At 63.6% G+C, this 18,544-nt stretch carries 16 protein-coding genes and 1 pseudogene; 10 read left to right on the top strand and 7 right to left on the bottom strand.

Features of this window, described 5'->3' with window-relative positions; genetic code table 11:
• Positions 1–290: 290 nt before the first annotated feature.
• Together ULB03_RS26590 and ULB03_RS26585 are read left to right on the top strand one after the other, a co-directional pair.
• Entirely contained in the window at positions 291–2,186 is a 1,896-nt protein-coding gene (locus ULB03_RS26590) for a hypothetical protein (RefSeq protein WP_322486094.1), read from the top strand.
• Positions 2,187–2,273: 87 nt separating this feature from the next.
• Positions 2,274–3,998 (top strand): hypothetical protein, encoded by a 1,725-nt coding sequence (locus tag ULB03_RS26585; protein ID WP_322486093.1) that lies wholly within the window; start codon positions 2,274–2,276, stop codon positions 3,996–3,998.
• Positions 3,999–4,021: 23 nt separating this feature from the next.
• Here ULB03_RS26585 and ULB03_RS26580 read toward each other — a convergent pair whose 3' ends face one another.
• The 7 genes from ULB03_RS26580 to ULB03_RS26550 form a co-directional block, all read right to left on the bottom strand.
• Positions 4,022–4,444, bottom strand: a complete 423-nt coding sequence (locus ULB03_RS26580; protein WP_322486092.1) for a GtrA family protein — start codon at positions 4,442–4,444, stop codon at positions 4,022–4,024.
• A gap of 11 nt (positions 4,445–4,455) precedes the next feature.
• Positions 4,456–5,733, bottom strand: a complete 1,278-nt coding sequence (locus tag ULB03_RS26575; RefSeq protein WP_322486091.1) for an NAD(P)/FAD-dependent oxidoreductase — start codon at positions 5,731–5,733, stop codon at positions 4,456–4,458.
• A 21-nt stretch (positions 5,734–5,754) separates the two neighbouring features.
• Positions 5,755–6,708: an NAD-dependent epimerase/dehydratase family protein gene (locus ULB03_RS26570; RefSeq protein WP_322486090.1), complete on the bottom strand. Its 954-nt coding sequence runs from the start codon at positions 6,706–6,708 to the stop codon at positions 5,755–5,757.
• Positions 6,709–6,725: 17 nt separating this feature from the next.
• Positions 6,726–7,478 (bottom strand): SDR family oxidoreductase, encoded by a 753-nt coding sequence (locus ULB03_RS26565; protein ID WP_322486089.1) that lies wholly within the window; start codon positions 7,476–7,478, stop codon positions 6,726–6,728.
• Positions 7,479–7,497: 19 nt separating this feature from the next.
• On the bottom strand, positions 7,498–8,826 hold the full coding sequence (locus tag ULB03_RS26560) for an FAD-binding oxidoreductase (protein WP_322486088.1): 1,329 nt from the start codon (positions 8,824–8,826) through the stop codon (positions 7,498–7,500).
• Between the two features lie 3 nt (positions 8,827–8,829).
• Complete coding sequence (locus ULB03_RS26555; RefSeq protein WP_322486087.1) at positions 8,830–10,278, bottom strand: UbiA family prenyltransferase; 1,449 nt, start codon at positions 10,276–10,278, stop codon at positions 8,830–8,832.
• Between the two features lie 628 nt (positions 10,279–10,906).
• Positions 10,907–11,161, bottom strand: coding sequence for a hypothetical protein (locus ULB03_RS26550; RefSeq protein ID WP_322486086.1), 255 nt, complete (start codon positions 11,159–11,161; stop codon positions 10,907–10,909).
• Here ULB03_RS26550 and ULB03_RS26545 point away from each other — a divergent pair.
• From ULB03_RS26545 to ULB03_RS26505, 8 genes and pseudogenes are all read left to right on the top strand, one after another.
• A complete protein-coding gene (locus ULB03_RS26545; RefSeq protein WP_322486085.1) occupies positions 11,154–11,819 on the top strand; it encodes a calcium-binding protein in 666 nt (221 codons plus the stop codon). The two genes, ULB03_RS26550 and ULB03_RS26545, sit on opposite strands and share 8 nt — an antisense overlap.
• 211 nt (positions 11,820–12,030) lie before the next feature.
• Positions 12,031–12,744, top strand: coding sequence for a hypothetical protein (locus tag ULB03_RS26540; RefSeq protein ID WP_322486084.1), 714 nt, complete (start codon positions 12,031–12,033; stop codon positions 12,742–12,744).
• A gap of 13 nt (positions 12,745–12,757) precedes the next feature.
• Positions 12,758–15,808, top strand: a complete 3,051-nt coding sequence (locus ULB03_RS26535) for a glycosyltransferase (RefSeq protein WP_322486083.1) — start codon at positions 12,758–12,760, stop codon at positions 15,806–15,808.
• Between the two features lie 14 nt (positions 15,809–15,822).
• Positions 15,823–16,419 (top strand): class I SAM-dependent methyltransferase, encoded by a 597-nt coding sequence (locus ULB03_RS26530; protein WP_322486082.1) that lies wholly within the window; start codon positions 15,823–15,825, stop codon positions 16,417–16,419.
• A pseudogene (locus tag ULB03_RS26520) lies at positions 16,416–17,362 on the top strand (glycosyltransferase family protein). The gene ULB03_RS26530 and the pseudogene ULB03_RS26520 overlap by 4 nt, the downstream one beginning before the upstream one ends.
• Entirely contained in the window at positions 17,251–17,580 is a 330-nt protein-coding gene (locus ULB03_RS26515; protein ID WP_322486079.1) for a glycosyltransferase, read from the top strand. The pseudogene ULB03_RS26520 and the gene ULB03_RS26515 overlap by 112 nt, the downstream one beginning before the upstream one ends.
• A gap of 2 nt (positions 17,581–17,582) precedes the next feature.
• Entirely contained in the window at positions 17,583–17,720 is a 138-nt protein-coding gene (locus tag ULB03_RS26510) for a hypothetical protein (RefSeq protein WP_322486078.1), read from the top strand.
• 136 nt (positions 17,721–17,856) lie between these two features.
• Entirely contained in the window at positions 17,857–18,525 is a 669-nt protein-coding gene (locus ULB03_RS26505; RefSeq protein WP_322486077.1) for a hypothetical protein, read from the top strand.
• The last annotated feature ends 19 nt before the right edge of the window (positions 18,526–18,544 follow it).

The following is an 18,544-nucleotide window of genomic DNA, read 5'->3' as shown; positions in this document are numbered from 1 at the left end:
ATTGAGTCTATTTCTCGGATTCTTATTGTCGCATCTCTTTTGGTTTTGAGTGTTTTGGTCGTTTCGACGACGGTTGTCGCATTGCTGCGTTTCGGCAGCTCCGCGCCTCTTTCGGACCAGTGGACGGACTTGGATTACACCCGTCGGCTGGCTGAAGGCGGCCTGCGGTTCGGCGACCTGTTCGACCAGCACAATGAGCATCGCATATTCTTCCCCGGCTGATTTTCTTCCTCGACTATCTCGCCGCGAATAGCACGAACGCCGTTGATTTGGCCTGCAACGTACTGATCGTGGCCATCACGTTGTTTTCCATTTTGGCGCTCTTCCGGAAACTGGAAAAAGATCGGGGTGTTTATCTAGGCCTTGCGGCCATAGGCGCCGCCATTTTGTTCTCGCTGTCACAGCGTGAGAATTTCCTTTGGGGTTTCCAGGTCCAATTCTTCGGCGCGGTGGCGGCCGCGGCCGCCGCCTTCCTGGCGTTCACCATTTCCATCGAGCGGACGCGGCGGGGTGAGCGCGCGATCGGCCACCTCTGCTTGGCTTACGTCCTTGTCCTGGTTGGTACTTATACGCTGTCCAACGGTATCCTGGCGTCCTTCCTTCTTATTCCCATGGCTTTGGCGCTGCGGGCGGGACGCGCGACCGTGTTTGCGACCGTTGGGTGGGCGCTATTGCTGACGGCGACCTATTTCTTCGACTTCCATCCGGTACAGGGACATTCACCTTACCTTTATTCGTTGACGCACCCTCTCCCCTATCTCGGCTACGTCAGCGCTTACCTGGGGAATCTGGTGACATGCCTGGGGTTGGCTGAGCCGGTCCGCACCCAGGCCGCTATATTCTTCGGTGCGATCGGACTGCTGCTGACCCTAGCCGCCCTGGCGCGTTCATGCCGGACTTGGGATGAGGCGCCGGCTCGGATCGCCCTGCTGGCCTTGATCCTTTTCGTGTTGGGCACGGCCATGCTGACGGCATTGGGCCGCGTGACCTTCGGGCTGGACCAAGCCTTCTCTGGCCGCTATGTGACCCCGGTGTCGGCCTTCTGGGTGGCACACATCTGTTATTGGGCTCCCTTGCGACGACTGCGGGACGGTGTGGGGGTGGGCTTGACCCTGGTCGGTTCGGCGATGGTGGCCGGCCTGCTGTTCTGCGCCATGAAAGGCCATCTCCAGGGCTGGCAGGAAGCGGCCAACCAGGCGCTGACCAACGCCCGGGCACGTGACGCCCTGCTCAGCGGTGTTCATGATGACGCGGCATATCGGGCCTTGTTCCCGGTGGCGGAAGTCATCGATCGGCATGTGCCGTTCCTGCGGGATCATCATTTGTCGGTTTTCGCCGACCCGGACAGTCGGCTTCTGGGGCAAAAGCCGAACTGGCTCGGCGGCACATTGGCCAACCGGTGCATCGGCAACTTCGACGCCGTCGGCATGCTGTCTTCGAGCGCCGGGGAGCTAAGCCTCGCGGCGACGGGTTGGGCGTGGGATCAGGGGAGCAGGAAGCCGGTGACGCGCCTGCTTTTCACCGACGCGGAGGGCACGGTCGTCGGCTATGCGGGTGGCGGATGGCCCCGCCCGGATGTGCGTTTGACCGTACAAGCGGTACGCAGCAGAGTTGTGGGATGGAACGGGTTTCTGAAGGCGTCGCCGTCGACGCTGGTCCGAGCCTATGGGCTGCTTCCGGGCCATCACACCTGTGTCGTCGGGGAAAAGATCACCCCGTCAAACAACGCCCGCCTGGTTCCTCTATCATCTCTAGGCGCCGCCATTCCTGTCACCTCAGCGCCTGTTTTATCGGGCGGTTGGTCTAAAGACGGGCAGAACGCCGCCGCCGGGCCGCTGCCCTTGGATGAAAGTGCGTACGGTTCGTGGAGTGGTGCTGATGGCAATGTCGGTGAGATGCGGGTTGGTCCTTTCATCGCCAGCCAGTCGCGCATTGCGTTCCCCCTGGTCACCGGCCCGCACGCGGAGAACCAGGTCGCCGTGTTGCTGGACGCGGAGACCGGTGTTGAATTGGGACGCTACCCTCTGATTAATTCGCCCACCTGGACCGGGCTCGAGATCCAGGTGCCTGAAGCGGTGGTGGGCAAGGCGATGGTCCTGGTATTCCGGGACCAGGGCGCCGGTTGGGGTGAGTGGTTCGCTGTGGGGGGGCTGCATGAGGTCGCCCCCAACAAGCCAATCCAATAGAAGAGCATAGGTAAGGGTGCAGCTATAAATCGCTGCCATTACCTTGCGGATCTATGACATATTCATTCGAAGTGATGGGCGGTTAATATGGATGATATGCATAACGGCTTTATCTTATTCTTTATAGTATTCTTCACGCCCCTGGTTTTTATTTTAACGTATCTCCCCGTAACGGTGGTCCTCACAGACTTTAGCGTCAGGTGGTTCAGGGCGCCCGCTGAACGGATCATTCTAGCCGGCGTCGGCTACGGCCTGGTGGGGTATATCGCCTTTGGCGCCTATTTCCTGTCCAGTCAGATTGGGCGCGTCGTCACGCTGACGGTGGCTTTGGCCTTACTGGTCACCAGTTGGCGAAGCGGTTGGTGGAAGGGGGGCGCGGCGCGCAGGGACCCCTTGGTCAGCGTGTTACTGTTGATGGTCACCTTTACCATCGCTCTCGCCGCCACAGGACTGGCCTATGGCGGTTTCGTCGATGTCCTGGCCGAAGCGGCTGTCCGTTTCACCCATCATTTGCCGATCGATAACGAATTGCCCCGTATGTTCGGCGATGGCCTTTACGGAAACCACGTTCCCCGGCCTTTGGCCGGTGACTGGCTGAGCAGTGACCGCCCTCCCTTGCAAACGGGGCTGGAACTGGAGGTGGCGCTGCTTGCGCCCAAGCTCGGATGGCGGCACAACCTGATCTATCAATTGGCATCGATGGGTGGGCAGTCATTGTTTTTGGCTGGACTGGCGGCCTACCTATCCGCATGGCGTCTCAAAGGTGGGGCCATTGCCGTGGCCCTGGTCGCCTGCGGCTTTTCCGCCATCGCCGTCATTCACGGCTACTTCGTCTGGCCGAAGCTGATGGCCGCCGGTTTCATCCTGATGACGGCGGCGCTGCTGCTGTCCCCCAAATACCATGAGATACGGGAAAGCGCCCCCCATGGCGGTCTGGTGGGAGCCACGGCCGCGCTGGCCATGTTGAGCCACGGTGGCGCGGCTTTCCTGCTCATCGCCCTTACACTCACTTTCCTGGCGCTGGGCCGCCTGCCGCATTGGCGCTTCATCCTGGCGGGCTTGGCTTGTTTTGTGGCCCTGATGCTGCCCTGGTCGCTTTACCAAGCCCTGATCGATCCACCGGGTAATCGCCTGCTGAAGTTCCAATTGGCCGATGTGGTCCCGGTTGACCCCCGGGGAACTTGGACGACGCTTCGGGACGCCTACGGCGCCTTGTCCTGGCAGGAGATCATCCAGACCAAATGGTCTAATTTTCTTCAGATTTTCAGCGCGGGGCTGGAGATGCCGCGATGGCTCTGGTCCGCGGGCGCGGCCCTTCTGTCCGGTGACACCGCCCGCTATCAGGCCCTTTCGGAATCGCTGCGCGGCCAGCTGTTCTTCCTCACTTCCGCCCCCATCAGCGCCTTTTACCTCGGCTTGCCGGCGGTCCTGCTGGTCGTCCGGCGCGAAGCGGCCGCCGCCCGGTTCGTGCTGGTCACCGGGGCGGCTTTCCTGATGACCGCGGTGGTGTGGAGCTTGGCGATGTTCAAGGCGGGCTCCACTATCACCCACCAGGGCACGCTGGCCATGCCACTCATGGCCATAGCGGCCGGTGCGGTGGGGCTGTATGCCCTGTCGCCGTGGCTGGCCATCGCTGTGACGGCAGTTGAGGTCCTGATCAGCGTGTTGCTCTACGGGGTCGGGCTGCCCGGCGACTTTGTGCAAGTGATCCAGCACCCCACGCTGAATCCGGGATTGGCGTTGATCGCCATCCTGGGGGCCGCCGGTGTGATCCTGGGATGCCGGCGGGTGGGGATGCAATTGGGCGGCTGAGCAGGCTGCGTGGGCCGCCGTGGTTACTTGCGAAACGAGAAGTGCCGGTGGCCGAAATAGCTGGTCACGACCGGCGACAGCACGCCGATGACATGGGCGATGTCCTCGGCGTGCCAGGTCAAGCCGGCCGCTGGGAAGGCCACGCGGGCCAGACCTTCGCTGACCAGCCAGACTTGCGCCGCCGCCACGGCGTTGACCAGGCAGAAACGGATGAATTCCTCATGCGCCTTGCGCCCCGACGCCTCGAACACGAAGCGGCGGGACAGCAGGTAGGCGGTGACCATGCCGAACAGGTAGGCCACCAGCACCGCGACCTCGAACGGCATGACCCGGTTCAGCAGATAGCGGGAGACGACATTGACGCCGGCGGAAAAGCCACCGACCAGCAGGAAGCGGGCGAACTCGCTGGCCAGCAGGCGGTCCAGCGGCGATTGGGGCTTGGTCACGGCCTTGTCCATCACAATGCGTCGACCATGCGCTTGGCGAAGCGGATGCTTTCCGCGATGCCCCGATCCTCCGGATAGTAGTAGCAGGTGTCCGCCACCTGCAGGCCGGCGATCTCGGTCTTGACCGGCGGCAGCTTGTCCAGGAAATCGGGCTCGCACACCGGCTGGGCGTAGCGCAGGCGCCCGACGTGGGTGTCGATCAGGTCCGCGTCGGTGATGGCCGGATTCAGGCGGCGCATGCAGGCCATGGTTTCCGCCACGAAGTCGGCGTCCGTCCAACCCCACTTGGGATGGCTATGGGGCATGTAGTAGGGGATGTAGACCACGGTATCGGGCAGGGGCCGCAGGTTGGAGAACTCGATGATGCCGGGGATCTCCATGGTCGGGTCGTTCACGTTCAGCCAGAAGTGCCGGGTGACCGGGCGCTTCAGCTTCAGCATGACGCAGACCACGCCGATGTTCTTGATGGCGTCGTACTTGTCCTTGGTGGACTGGGTGAAGGCAGGGACCAGACCCGCCACGTAGGGCGTGGGCACGGTGCAGATGACGGCGTCGGCGGGGAAGACGCCTTGCGCCGTGCGTACGGCCGTCACCCGGCCGCCCTCGGCCACGATCTCCTCCACCTTGGCGCCCAGATGCAGGGCGCCGCCGCGTCGCGTGATGTCGGCGGCCAGGGCCTGGACCAGGGTTTCGGATCCGCCCTCCAGATACCCCAGTTGTTCCTTCATCAGGGACTGGCGGGAATTGCCGATGCGGCGGATGCGGGTGGCGATCCAACTGGCGGAGACGTTGTCGGCGTATTCGAAGAACTTCAGGTCCAGCAACCGCTTCCACAGCACATTGAACGGCTTCTCGCCGGCACCGCGCTTGAACCAGGTGGCGGCGTCCAGGTGCTCGATCGATTGGAAGTCGCGGGCCTTGGTGGTCAGGAACATCTGCAGGCCCAGGCGCAGCTTGTCGATCAGTCCCAGCAGGGGGAAGGACAGCAGGGCCAGTGGGTCGCCCCAGCGGTAGTGCTTGCCATCGATGAAATAGCCCATGGAGGTGGTGCGCCATTTCAGCGTGTCGGCGATGCCCAACTCCGCCAGCAGGTCGAAGGTCGGCTGGTCCGACTTGCAGATGAAATGGTAATAGCGCTCGATGCTGAGGCCGCCGAAATCGAAGTGCGCCGCCATGCCGCCGGGCTGGGTGTCGACCTCGTAGACCGCCACCTCGTGGCCGGCCTTCAGGGCATAATAAGCGGCGGCCAGGCCCATGGCGCCGGCGCCGATGACGGCAAGTTTAGCCATTGCGGGAAAACCCTTCGAAAATCAGAAGTCGAGGACGACGCCGGCGTAGCGCGGGTCGTTGAAGGTGACGGACAGGGCCTCGTCCAGCGGGGTGGAGCGCACGCCGAAGATGCCGGGCCAGTCGATGACGATGAATTCGTCGGGCGTCACCAAGGCCTTCAGCTGCTTGGTGGTGAAGGGCGGGTTGCGATCGACCAGGGCGTAGATCGACAGCAGCGCGTGAAACAGGCCATAGGGGATGCGCAGCAAGGGCGTCTTGGCGCCCACCGCCTTGCGCAGGGCGCGGATCAGCTCGATGTAGGTGATCTTTTGCTGGCCCGAAATGTCATAGGTGCCGGTGCGGCGACCTTCTAGGCAGGCGATGATGATGGCGCTGAAATCCCCCACATACAGCGGCTGGCGGATGTAGCGGCCGGAACCGGGGATGGGGAAGACCGGCACCTTCTGCATGAAGCGGGCAAGCCAGCCCAGATGCTTGCGGTCGAACCAGCCGAACATCAGGGTGGGGCGCAGGGTGACGTGGGGGATGGGACAGGCATCCACCAGCTTTTCCTGGGCCTTCTTGCTCTCGGTGTAGAAATCCACCGCCATGGAATTCACGACGGAGGAACTGGCGTGGACCAGGTAGGGGACCTCGGCCGCCTGCATGGCGGCCAGCACCCGCTCCGTCGCCGTGATGTTGTTGTCCTGGAACTCCGCCCAATCCAGGCCGCCGATTTGGGCGTGCATCTGGATCAGGGCGGCGGCCCCCTTCAAACTGTCCTGCCAGCCGTCGTCATGGGCCAAGTCGGCCTGGATGACGGTCAGATCCGGGTGCATGCGGGCCAGCGCCGGGGTGTTCGCCGGATGCTTGTCGATGCAGACGATGTTGGTGTAGCCAGCGTCTTTCAAGCGGACCACCAGGTTCTGGCCCACCAGGCCGGCGGCGCCGGTGATGACGATCTTACCCGTGAGCTTGTCGGTGCGGCTGGGCATCAAATTTTCATCCGCCATTAGATTTTCATCCGGTTGAAGATGGCACCGGGCAGGTTGCGGATGATCATCATGATGCCCATCCAAAACCAAGGGGTGTAGAGGGTGGTGGCGCCTTTGGTGGCCGCCTTGTCGATGTCGGCCGCGACCTTCTCCGGCGTGGCCCACAGCGGTCCGCCCTTGGCTAGGCCATCGGTCATGGGCGTGTCGATGAAGCCGGGCTTCACCGTCAGCACCGTCACCTTCGTGCCGGCGAAACGGTGGGCCATGCCTTGCGCGAACAGGGCCAAACCGCCCTTGGCGGCCCCATAGACATAGTTGGATTGGCGGCCACGATCACCGGCGACGGACGCTATGGCGATCAGCGTACCCTGGCCCTGACGCTCCAGCTGGTTGGCCGCCACCGTCAGCCAGGCGCAGGCGCTGGTCATGTTGGTGGTCAGTTGGCGGGTCATCTCGGCGGTGTCCGCCTCGGCCGCCTTCTGCTCGCCCAGGATGCCATAGGCCAGCAGAACGGTATCCACCCGGCCGTCCAGTTTGGCGGCCATCTCGGTCCAGGCGGCGTCGAAGCCAGCCGCCGGTGCCGCCAAATCCACCACGGCCACCTCGGCACCCGCGGCGCCGCGTGCCATCAGATCGGCGGCGATGGCCTCAAGCCGCTTGGCGTCGCGGCCGGCCAGCACCAGGCGGGCGCCCCGCGCGGCTTGCAGCCGGGCATAGCGCTCGGCCACGGCGGAGGTCGCCCCCAGGATCACCACGTTCTGTCCGGTCATCTCATTCACGCCTGTTCGCTCATTGGGTTCGGGAGCCCTGGTCCATCCGCCGCCAGAAGTCGGACATGAAGGCCGGATCGAGGTGTCGCTTGAATTCCGCCAAGTCGGGATATCCTGACGCGAACAGGCTCGCCGGCATGCGGGCGTCCTTGGCCGGATAAAGGCGGCCGCCGGCGGATGCCACGATGCGATCCAGGTCGGCCATCAGCGCCAGGGTGCGCGCGCCCTGGTTGGGGAAGTCCAGGGCCAGCGTGGTGCCGGCCATGGGGAAGGACATCAGGCCGGCTGGGGCGATGTCGCCGAAATTCTTCAGCACCACCAGGCAGGACCCCGTGCCAGACGCGGCGATGCGGGCCAGCAGTTCCGTCACGGCCTCGCGCGCCACGGCTGGCGGCACCACGCACTGGTATTGATAAAAGCCCTTGGGGCCATAGACCCTATTCCAGTGATGCACGCCATCCAGGGGATAGAAGAACCCGTCGAAATGGCAACGGCCGGCGAAGGTGGCGCCCGACCGGTTGTAATAGGCGGCGTTGAAGGCCCGCAAGCTAAGCCCATTGATCAGGCTGAGGGGTGGGGTCAGGGGAACCGCCAGCTTGGCGCGGGCCGGCTGGGCCAGGCGCGGGCCGTCCGCCGCGTGGCGCCCGCGTGAGAAAATGCCCCGCCCCAGGGTCGCACCTTGGCTCAGGCAATCGACCCAGGCCACGCTGTAGGGCCAGTCCAGGCTGTCCGCCGCCAACTCGAAGAACCGGTCGACATGGTCGAAGCGGATGTTCTCCACCTCCATGTCCGAGGAGGCGACGGCCTGCAACTGGATTTCCACCCACTCGATCAGGCCCGTCAGGCCCAGACCGCCGATGGTGGCGCGAAACAGATCGGCATTCCGGTCGGGTCCGCATTCGACCAACCCGCCATCGGAGCGCCGCAGGCCCAGGGCGCGGACATGGTGGCCGAAGCTCCCCGCCACATGGTGGTTCTTGCCATGCACGTCGTTGGCGACCGCGCCGCCCAAGGTCACGAACTTGGTGCCCGGTGTCACGGCCACGAACCAGCCACGCGGTATGGTGATGGTGTGCAGGTCTGCCAGGCTCAGCCCTGCGTCCGCGCGCAGGACCCCGCTGCTTGCATCGAAGGAATGGCACCGGTCCATGCGGCGGGTGACCAGCAGGCCACCTCCGCCGTTCAGCGGGCTATCCCCGTAGGACCGTCCCAGACCGTGCGCCAGGACGCTATCCGTCTTTTCCAGGAGCCAGGAAAGGACGGACCCCGCCTCCTCGCGGAAGGCGGGCGTCGCCACCTCATGCTCGACAGCGGCCAGATTGCCCCAGGATGTGATCGACTGGCGCATGGGTCACACCGCCGCCAGGACGATGGCGAGCATGATGGCGCCCGTGATCAGGCTGGTCCGGTCGGTGGCGGCAAAGACCACCGGGTCATCGTGCAATTCGCCGCGATGGGCCAGCAGCAGAAGACGGCTGATCCAGTAGAGCAGGGGCGCGCAGGCCAACCAGAGCAGCGAGGGGTTGCTGTACAGGGCATGGACCTCAGGGCTATTGAAATAGAGGGCCAGCACCAGGACGGAGCAATAGCCGCTGGCGCTGGCCAGGCCGGATAGGATGCTGAGATCCTCAAGCCGATAACCGCGGCCCTTGGGATTGCCCTTGTTGGCCTTCAGGCTGCCGACCAGCTCGATATAGCGTTTGATCAGCGCCAGGCAGAGGAAGACGAAAACGGAAAAGCCGAGCAGCCAGGCGGACGAAGGCCGTTCGATGGCGGCGCTGCCCGCCAGAATGCGGAGTGTATAGAGTCCCGCCAGCGTCAGCACATCGATCAACATGTGTCGCTTCAGATACAACGAGTAGGCGAGGGTGATCACATAATAGGTGGCCAGCACCGCCAGAAAATTGACGGACACCATCAGACCGCACAGGGCCGATGCGGCCAGCAACAAGGGCACCAGGGCCGCGCCTTGGATCAGTGGTAACCGGCCGCTGGCCAGTGGCCGGTTACGTTTGGTGGGATGGGCCCGGTCATTGGGCAGGTCCAGCAGGTCGTTCAGCAGATAGGCGCTGCTGGCGGCCAAGCTGTAGGCCAGGGCGGCCAGCAGGCTGTCGATGATGGTCACGCCGGTCAAGTCATGACTGGCCAGAAGCGGCACGAACACCAGCAGATTTTTCAGCCACTGATGGACCCGGATCGCCTTCAGGTAGACTTTGATTCCGGCTTGGGGCACCGGCAGTTCCACCGCGTCATGGCGCTCCGCCTTCAGCTTTCGCACCAGGCGGGCGGGGGCGTTGGTGACGATGGCCACGCGGCAGTGACGCCACACCGGCATATCGACCCAGTCGTTGCCGATGTAATCGAATCCCCTGTCGCCAAACTCCCGGCACAGCAGTTCCGCCTTGGCCGAGCCCGAGAGGTTGATATTCTCGTCGGAGCCGAACACCCCGTCCACGAACCCCAGGTGCTGGGCGAGCGCCTTCACCAGCTTGTGGTTCGAGGCGGAGGCCAAGTAGATTCGCCGGCCTTTGGCCTTCTCGGATAAGAGATAATCAATAACCTGCTGGTTAAGTGGCACCGTCGTCACATCAAGATGGCTTTTATTAGATAAATAGTCCTTCAGCCATGCTTTGCTGCGTAGCGCTAGACGCCAAAGACCCAGTGCTCCGAGAGGGCTGCTGGAGAGCAAGGTAAAGAAATTCTCAAGCAGAAGGTCAGAGCGTATAAGCGTGCCGTCGATGTCGACCACCAAAGGCGCCATTGTGATTTGCGCCGCAGGTTGGTTCTCCGCACCGTTCATTGAATGCCTGGCCTCTATAATTCAAGGATCAATATGTTGAATATATTATGGAGCCCTATCTTTCCGGTGATAAAGCTATGAAGGGGTTCGTCGGACAAGAGCCATAGGCTCGCTTTGTGCGTCAATCCTTAAATGGCCCGCCCTCGGTTCAGTTGCGCTAGAAGGCGACCGGGCAGGTCCGTTAACCTTCTGGCGGTGCCGCGTTCCGCGAGAGCCGAACGCGAATCGCTGCACTCGCGAAGGCGAAGAATAAGCGGCCAAGCCCAGTCGCGCACCATCTAGAGGCCACTTTCCACGAAGGTAATAGGCCTAACGATATAAGAACATGGGCGATTTGCCATGCCCCCTACCGTCAAGCAGGCGTCGAGCGCTTAAACCTAAAATTAAAGCGACAGTTTTCCTGAATCCGACTTGTGTGGCGCGAGCCGCGTGAATTATACCTACATCCACGCGGGGCTGGCGGAACGCGTTAATAAATTCGCCACGGGGTTTTAACGTATACGTCAGCGCCGCAGTGGGCTGCGGTTCAATAGCGATCGAAGTGACGTTTTAGCGGGGATATAACCATGGCAGTCACTCTCACCGGTGGTGTAAGCGTCACGACGGCGCCAACCATTTCTCAGGCCAGTCAGACGGCTTTGGCCAACGCCCTGAACAGCGTCATTGCGACCAGCGGGACGCTGAGCATCACGAGCACCACGCCGACGGCGTCCACCACGCCGACCGCGACGCTTTCCTCTGCCATCACGTTTGGCACGACCAGCGTCTCGTCGGTGAGCAGTGTGGTTGTCAGTGGTGGGTCGTCCACCACCCCGACGCTGGCCGCTGTGGACCTGTCCCAGACGGCCGCCGGGTCGAGCACTGGCTCCACCGTCGTGACCAACGTTTCCGTCGACCCCACCTTGACCTCCGTGGTTCTGACGGGCACCGCCGCCGGCAACACGACGGCCCTGTTCCTGGATGGCAACAGCGGCGGCAAGGTCGTGGTCGGCGACGCCGGCAACAACTTCCTGGTGCTGAGCGGCGGTTCCAGCATCGTTGGCTCCAGCACGAACACCATCATCACCGGCACCGGTAACGACAGCGTCATCGGGTCCTCCACCAACGACGTGATCACGTCCAGCGCCGGCAACGACATCATCAACGGTGGCGCCGGCAACGACGTGATCGATGGTCGCACCAGCAACGGCGCCGACACGTTGGGCGGTGGCTCGGGCAACGACACCATTTACGCCAGTGGTGGTGGCAGCTACATCATCGGTGGTGCGGGCAACGACTCCCTGGTTGGCAACGCGGGTGGCAAAGATGTCTTCATCTTCAGCCCGGGCGATGGCAACGACACGGTGTCCGGCTTCAACCCGTCGCAGGATACGCTGGCCTTTGCCTCGACCAGCTATACGGGCGGCACGCTGAACTTGGCGTCGCTCATCAGCAATGCGACCGTGAGCAATGGCAACACCGTCCTGACCCTGCCGGATGGTTCGACCATCACTGTCCAGGGCGCGACGGGTGTGAACCTCAACTGGTTCACCGTCAAGTAATTGGTGGTTTATAGAGTGATATTAAGCTATGGCGGGCCATTGGTCCGCCATAGTCTTTCTTGCATTACGGGCTCTTAGCGGGCAGGCTTCGGCAACTCTCCACCTTATCAATTGGTAGACGATGCAGCCAAACACTCTGGCGCCAGCCGAAACATCGGCGGTCGTGACGTCATCCCCCGACAGTGATCCGGTTCGGGCCACGCCTAAGGTCATGGCCCTGCCAGAAGGTACTTATTACATAACCGCCCGTTTGAGTGAGGCGGGGCGGCAGCAGATCAAGGGGGTCAACTTCCCCTCGGTTCAGGTTTCCTCGCTCTCCCAGGCCGGTTGTGCGCCGCTGCAGTTCCTGACCGCCGGCGGGCTCAACACCTCAGCGTGGCTCAGCGGCTCGGAAGGGGTGGCGGTTGTTGTCACCGCGCAGTCTGCGCCCCTGTTGCTGACCACCTTCACCCTGAACGGTCAGCTTTCTTCATCCATATCCGTCGGTGTTCAGCGCTTGGGGGACGAGACGATCCCCGCGACCCTGGATGTCCGTCTGGTTGCGCATATTCAGCGGATGGGGGATCGCGCCTTCGCTGGTGGCGAATGGGCATCAGCGGGGGACCATCTGTTTTGGATCGAAGCCTTCACGGTCGGTGGTTCACCAGAGTTGGCTGAAGGCCTGGAGTATTGCGCCGCCAATCCGGTCGATCCAGGTGGTACTTGGGTCAAGGCTGGCACCCAGGCGGGAATTCCCGCCCGTGGCCTGCCATTGCTGGGTGCCGGTTTCCGCTTGGTCGGGCGGCTGGCAAAGACCCACCGGGTGGACTATGCCGTGCGGTTCCTGCGCCAGGGTGACGTGGCGGGTCAGGACGGCGTCTTATGCCGCTCGCAGCAGCCGCAAGATCCGCTTATGGCCCTGAAGGTCGCGGTCCTGCCCCGTTAAGGCGATTCGCCAGATGTCCGACACTGTGCTTGCGCGCCAGCGCCAAATACTGGCGGACATCGACGCGGCATTAGCCCGCCAGGCTTATGAAGCGGCAACCGCGTTGAGCCTGGAAGCCTTGTTGTGGCCAGACGCAAGGCTTGAGGGATTGCGCCACCTGGTTCAGGCGGCCCTCGGCGCGGGACGCCTGGATGACGCGGCGCGGCACGCGGCCCAATTGGTCAAGTCCAGCGACGTTGCCGCTGATATCGTTCTTGAAGGGGTTGTCGCCTTAGGCCGTGGACGTGCGGAACAAGCCGTCTTTTGCTTTGGACGTGCCCTCGACATGGACGCGACCCATCCCCTGGCGGCGGTGGGCCTGTATCAGGCGGCATCCCTTTTCTCGCCGGCCCTCATCGATATTCTCGACCGCGTCATACCCGCGCTTTGCTGGAACGCGGAAACGAACGAAACCTGTTTGGGTGTGCTGCGTGGCTTAGTGGCATCCGGTGCCATTCCCGCCGTGGCTTACCCCTGTGGCGGCCGGATCGACGGCATCGCCGGGGCTTCGGCTCAACGGGCTGAACTGCGCTGGAACGATCTGGTGGTGGCGCAGATGCCTCTGTCCGCGACACTGGCTGATGCGCGCCTGTGTCCGTTCAGCTTTACCGTACCGACGGACCTCGCCGGACGAGCCAGATTCGACATCATCGTTGACGGCGGGCGGGTACTGGGAGCGCCCTTGGAGCCCGCCGCCACCCAGCCTCCTCGCCTCATGGCGCGCGCTATGCGGATTGCTGAGGGGGAGGGGGGGCTGATCGTACGGGCTTGGGACGCCGCCTGCCCAGCGCGGCCCGTTGCCCTAGACCTGCTGGGGCCTGACGGCCAAGCGCATCGTTTGGTATTCCGGCCCGAGCCGGGCGCCAAGCTGGCGGACGCACAAACCGTGCCTATATTGGCCCCAGAAGAAGGTGTGCGGGGGATTTTCCCGTCAACACAGGAGCCCGTGTATTGGCCTGCAAGCGCCCCCCGGCACCGTCCGGGTAGCGGAGTCCTGAGTCGTGACCAGGCGCCGCCGCGGCCTATCGATGTCATCGTTCCGATCTATGGCGACGAGGCTGTAACGCGAGCCTGTTTATCGGCGTTGCGAGACAGCCTGGTCGGCGCCTACGCCCGTCCCTGGGTCCATGTCATTCTGATCGCTGACGCCCCTGCGGATGCGGCCGTGGTGGCGCTGGTGGCCGAGGTTGAGGCTCAGGGCTGGGCCACCGTGTTGCGCAATGCCTGCAACCTCGGCTTCGTGCGGACGGTCAATCGGGGCATGGCCCTGCATTCCGATCGGGATGTGGTTCTGCTGAATGCCGATGCCATGGTTCACGGCGATTGGTTGCACCGGCTGACCGTGGCCGCTTATCAGGACGCCGCCATTGGCACGGTGACCCCGTTGTCCAATGACGCCACCATCCTCAGTTATCCTGACATCGGTGGCACGCCCTTGGCCAACACCCCGATACCGTTTCTGGATGACCTGGCCGCGGCGACACTGGCCGGCCAAATCGCCGATGTCCCCACTGGCGTGGGCTTCTGTTTTTATATACGGCGGGATTGCCTGGACGACGTTGGTTATTTCGACGCCGAAATGTTCGGCCAGGGCTATGGTGAGGAGAATGATTTCTGCTGGCGGGCGCGGGCGCGGGGCTGGCGCAATGTCGCCGCCTTGGACATCGTCGTCGGCCATGTCGGGGGCTCGTCCTTCGGGGCGGAGAAATTGGACCGCATCGCCACGGCCATGGGGACTCTGAACCGGCTTCATCCCGATTACGAGCCTGCGGTGCATGCGTTCATCGCTGCGGATCCGCTATTGCCGGCGCGGCGCGCCTTGGACCTGGCTTGGGCTCAAAGCCAGGGTCCCCGCAATTGCCTAGTGGTTTGCCCGGTCTTGGGCGGCGGAACGGATCGCTTTGTCGATGACCAAGTGGCGACCTTGACCGCGGAGGGAGTCGGCGTCGTTTTGCTGCGCGCTGAGGGCTGGCAGCAGCCAGCCCCTGAGGGGGAGGAGAGAAGGCCGGCCAAGCCGCCTCGGGTGTTCCTGGAAATCCCGGGCATGCCGCAACTCCGATCTTTGGTTTACGAAGGCACGGCCGGGCTGCCACAGCTGATGCTCGATTTGCGCGCCCTGGGGGTGGAGCGCATGGTTGTGCACCACGTCATGGGCGTTCCATCCATATTGTTGGACATGCTGGCCGCCCAGTGGCCTTACGAGGTCCATGCGCATGACTATGTATGGATCTGCCCCCGCATCAATCTTGTCGATGGCAGTGACCGCTATTGCCGCGAGCCGTCGGTGTCCGTGTGCGAGACCTGCGTTCTGGGCAACGGGCATAGGCTCCACCCATCGGATTTGTCCGTCACGACGTGGCGCCGGTCCATGGCGGCTTTTCTGGTCAAGGCGCGACGGGTCATCTGTCCGACGCAGGATACCGCGCGCCGTTTGGCGGCCCATCTGGCCCCTCTTGTCATGGCGCAATCGCCGGGGACGGCCCTTCCCTTGGTGGTGCGGCCCCACCCCGATCTGGAGATGCCCGCGACCCCGCTGCTGACCGTCCCCGCCCATCCGTCCATGGTCAGGGTGGCCGTCGTCGGCGCCATCGGTGTGGTCAAGGGCTATGACGTGCTGCTGGACTGCGCCCGGGATGCCCAGGCGCGGAACCTGCCCCTGGAATTCCTGGTGGTGGGCTATACTAAGAATGACACGCTCTTGTTCGAAACCGGCCGGGTTCGGGTCACAGGGGCCTATACCCGGGACGAGACGCTGGATCTGTTACGCGCCGGTCAATCCCATCTGGGTTTCCTGCCCTCGATATGGCCGGAAACCTGGTCTTACACCCTGACCGAGATGCTGGCCGCCGGCCTGACCGTTGCCGCATTCGATCTTGGCGCCCAGGCGGAGCGCCTGCGCCACCATGGGCGTGGCATGCTGATGCCGCTGGGTGCGACGTCGCCGCGCATCAATGATGCCCTGTTGGAATTGGCGCGTCGCCAGGGGATAGTACCGGCAGGCAGCGGGGGCTCGGCTTCCCCGTGAGTTCGGAAGTGAGCATGACATTGGAATCCGGCGTTTCCCGCACCGTCCTGCACGTCGGATCCGGCGTTTACAGGCCGGATAAGCTGCACAGTCTGTTTTCAAGCAGCGAATGGCGCGAGGTGCGGGTCGATATCGATCCCGCGGTGCGGCCCGACATCGTCACGTCGATCACCGATATGTCGATGGTGGCCGATGCCAGCGTGGACGCCATCTGGTCATCCCACAACATTGAGCATCTGCACGCCCACGAGGTATCGGTGGCGCTGGCCGAGTTTCGGCGGGTGCTGAAAGCGGATGGGTTTGCCTTGATAACCTTGCCGGACCTGCAGGCCATCGCCCGCCTGGTGCTCGAGGACAAGCTGGACGAACCCGCCTATATGTCCCCGGCCGGCCCGGTAGCCCCGCTCGACATGCTGTTCGGATTGCGCACTTCCATCGCGCACGGCAATCACTACATGGCGCACCACACCGGCTTTACCGCGCGCACCCTGGGCAAGGCGCTGCTGGGCGCCGGGTTCGGCCATGTTAAGGTCACCCGGGATGAGGCCAGCTTCAATCTCTGGGCCATTGCTTACATCACCCCGCCGGCGGGTGTTGACACCGCATCATGAAGCTGTTGTTCGTTCACCAGAATTTCCCCGGTCAATATCGCCACCTTGCTGTTCACATGGCGGCGGCCGGGCATGAGGTCGTTTGTATGGGCGACCAGGCGAATTGTTCCGACCAGCCCCTGCCGCATGGCATGGTCATGGTTCGCTACCCATCGCCGGCCGGCGCCACCCAAGGCGTCCACCATTATGTCGCGTCCTTCGAAGCGGCGGTGCGGCGGGGACAAGCCGTCCTGCGGGCCTGCCTGCAGTTGGCCCAACAAGGCTTCGTTCCCGATGTCATCTGCGCCCACCCCGGCTGGGGGAGGCCCTGTTTCTGAAGGATGTGTTTCCAAAGGCCAAGCTGCTGGCCTACTTGGAATTCTTCTACAATGCCCACGGCGCGGATGTCGGCTTCGATCCCGAGTTTCCGCCGGTCTTGGATGATGTCTTCCGCATCCGCATCAAGAACAGTGTGCTGTTGCACGGACTGCAGGCCATGGACGCGGGCATCACGCCCACGCGGTGGCAGGCGAAGTGCCTACCACCCGACTTCAGACGCCGCGTCGCCATCGTGCATGATGGCGTGGATACCCACCTGGTTTGTCCTGATCCGGCGGCGACACTGACGGTCACGCCGGAAGGAGCCTCCACCCCCTTGGTCTTGCGGGCGGGGGATGAGGTGATCACCTTCGTCAATCGCAACCTGGAACCCTATCGCGGCTTCCATACCTTCCTGCGCGCCCTGCCGGAATTGATGCGGCGGCGGCCCAATGCCCAGGTGGTGATCGTGGGGGGGACGACGTCAGCTATGGCACGCGGCCGCAAGACCACCCCCATTATCGTGCCCAGTACATGGCGGAGGTGGGGGACCAACTCGACCTCGCGCGCATCCACTTCCTGGGCAAGGTGCCCTACGACACCTTCCTGTCGGTGCTGCGCGTGTCGGCCGTCCATGTGTACCTGACCTATCCCTTCGTGCTGTCGTGGTCCTTGATGGAGGCCCTGGCCAGCGCCTGTCTGGTGGTCGCGTCGGACACGGCGCCGGTGCGTGAGGTCATCAAGCATGGTCAAAATGGCCTGCTGGTCGATTTCTTCTCCCCCAGGAGTTGGCGCGGACCGTCGCTGCCGCCTTGGCGGATCGCGAACGGCTGGGTCGCCTGCGCCGCCGCGCGCGGGAGATGATCGTGCAGCGATATGACCTGGAAGCGGTATGCTTGCCGGCGCAAATGCGCCTGATCGACGACTTGGCGGCGGGGCGCTGGCCGGTGCAGCGGGGGCCGCGGCGCCCCGGCCTGCCGGAGGGTCCCGCCCCCAGCGCGTAAGCAAAGCGTTTTATCGACAGGTTCCTGTCAGGAAAGGCGTGGAAACTGGGGTGGTCCGCGCCATATTGGAAACGGGCACCCGTCCAGACAGGATCGGGGTGGCGCGTTCCCGGCGCCGTTCCTGGAGTTGATATACATGCCTGCCGCCTCGTCGTCGAAATTCCCGGCCAGATCCTTGGCATCCGCCTTGGCCTTGGTCGTGGCTTGTATCGCCGTGGGCGCCCGCGCCCAAACCCAGGCGGAGGCGACACCCGCCGGTGCGGCCAGCGCCCCGGTTAATGCCGCCCCAGTCAATGCCATTGACGAGGGGCCCACGCGGCCGCCGGTCCTTGACGGTCCCGGTGTCGCCACCGCCGATGGACGGGACGATGGTGTCGTGGCCGCCCGGCCGCCGGAGGATGATGGCTGGAAATCCAAGGACACCAACTGCCGTGCCGGGGGCAGTGTCACCATGGGCATCGGCTTCGGCGGTGGGATGATCGAGCGCGGGGCCGGCGCCACGTTGAACTACGGCGAAGATGGCAATCCGCTGCGCCCCTGCCAGGATACGGGCATTGCTTTCTCCCTGTCGGTATCCCAAGGCAACGTCACCGGCCACCCGCGCAATGGCGCCTGGGGTGGGCCATGGGGTGGCCCCTGGGGTGGGGTGCCCGGTGGATGGGCGGATGGTGGCCTGGACGGCGCCTATCCTTACTATGGATCACCCTATTCTTACGGCGGCGCCTATGCGGCCCCCTACGCCTACGGCCGATGGCTGGACCGCGGCAGCATGGACAGCTGGTTTCCAAGCCGCATCCACCCCTGACGGCCACCCTTGAGGGGCA

The sequence above is a fragment of the Nitrospirillum goiasense genome (assembly GCF_034427435.1).
In the GTDB taxonomy this organism is placed as follows: Bacteria; Pseudomonadota; Alphaproteobacteria; order Azospirillales; family Azospirillaceae; genus Nitrospirillum.
The sequence above is the reverse complement of the archived record's forward strand: the minus strand, read 5'-3'. Positions and strand labels throughout refer to the sequence as shown.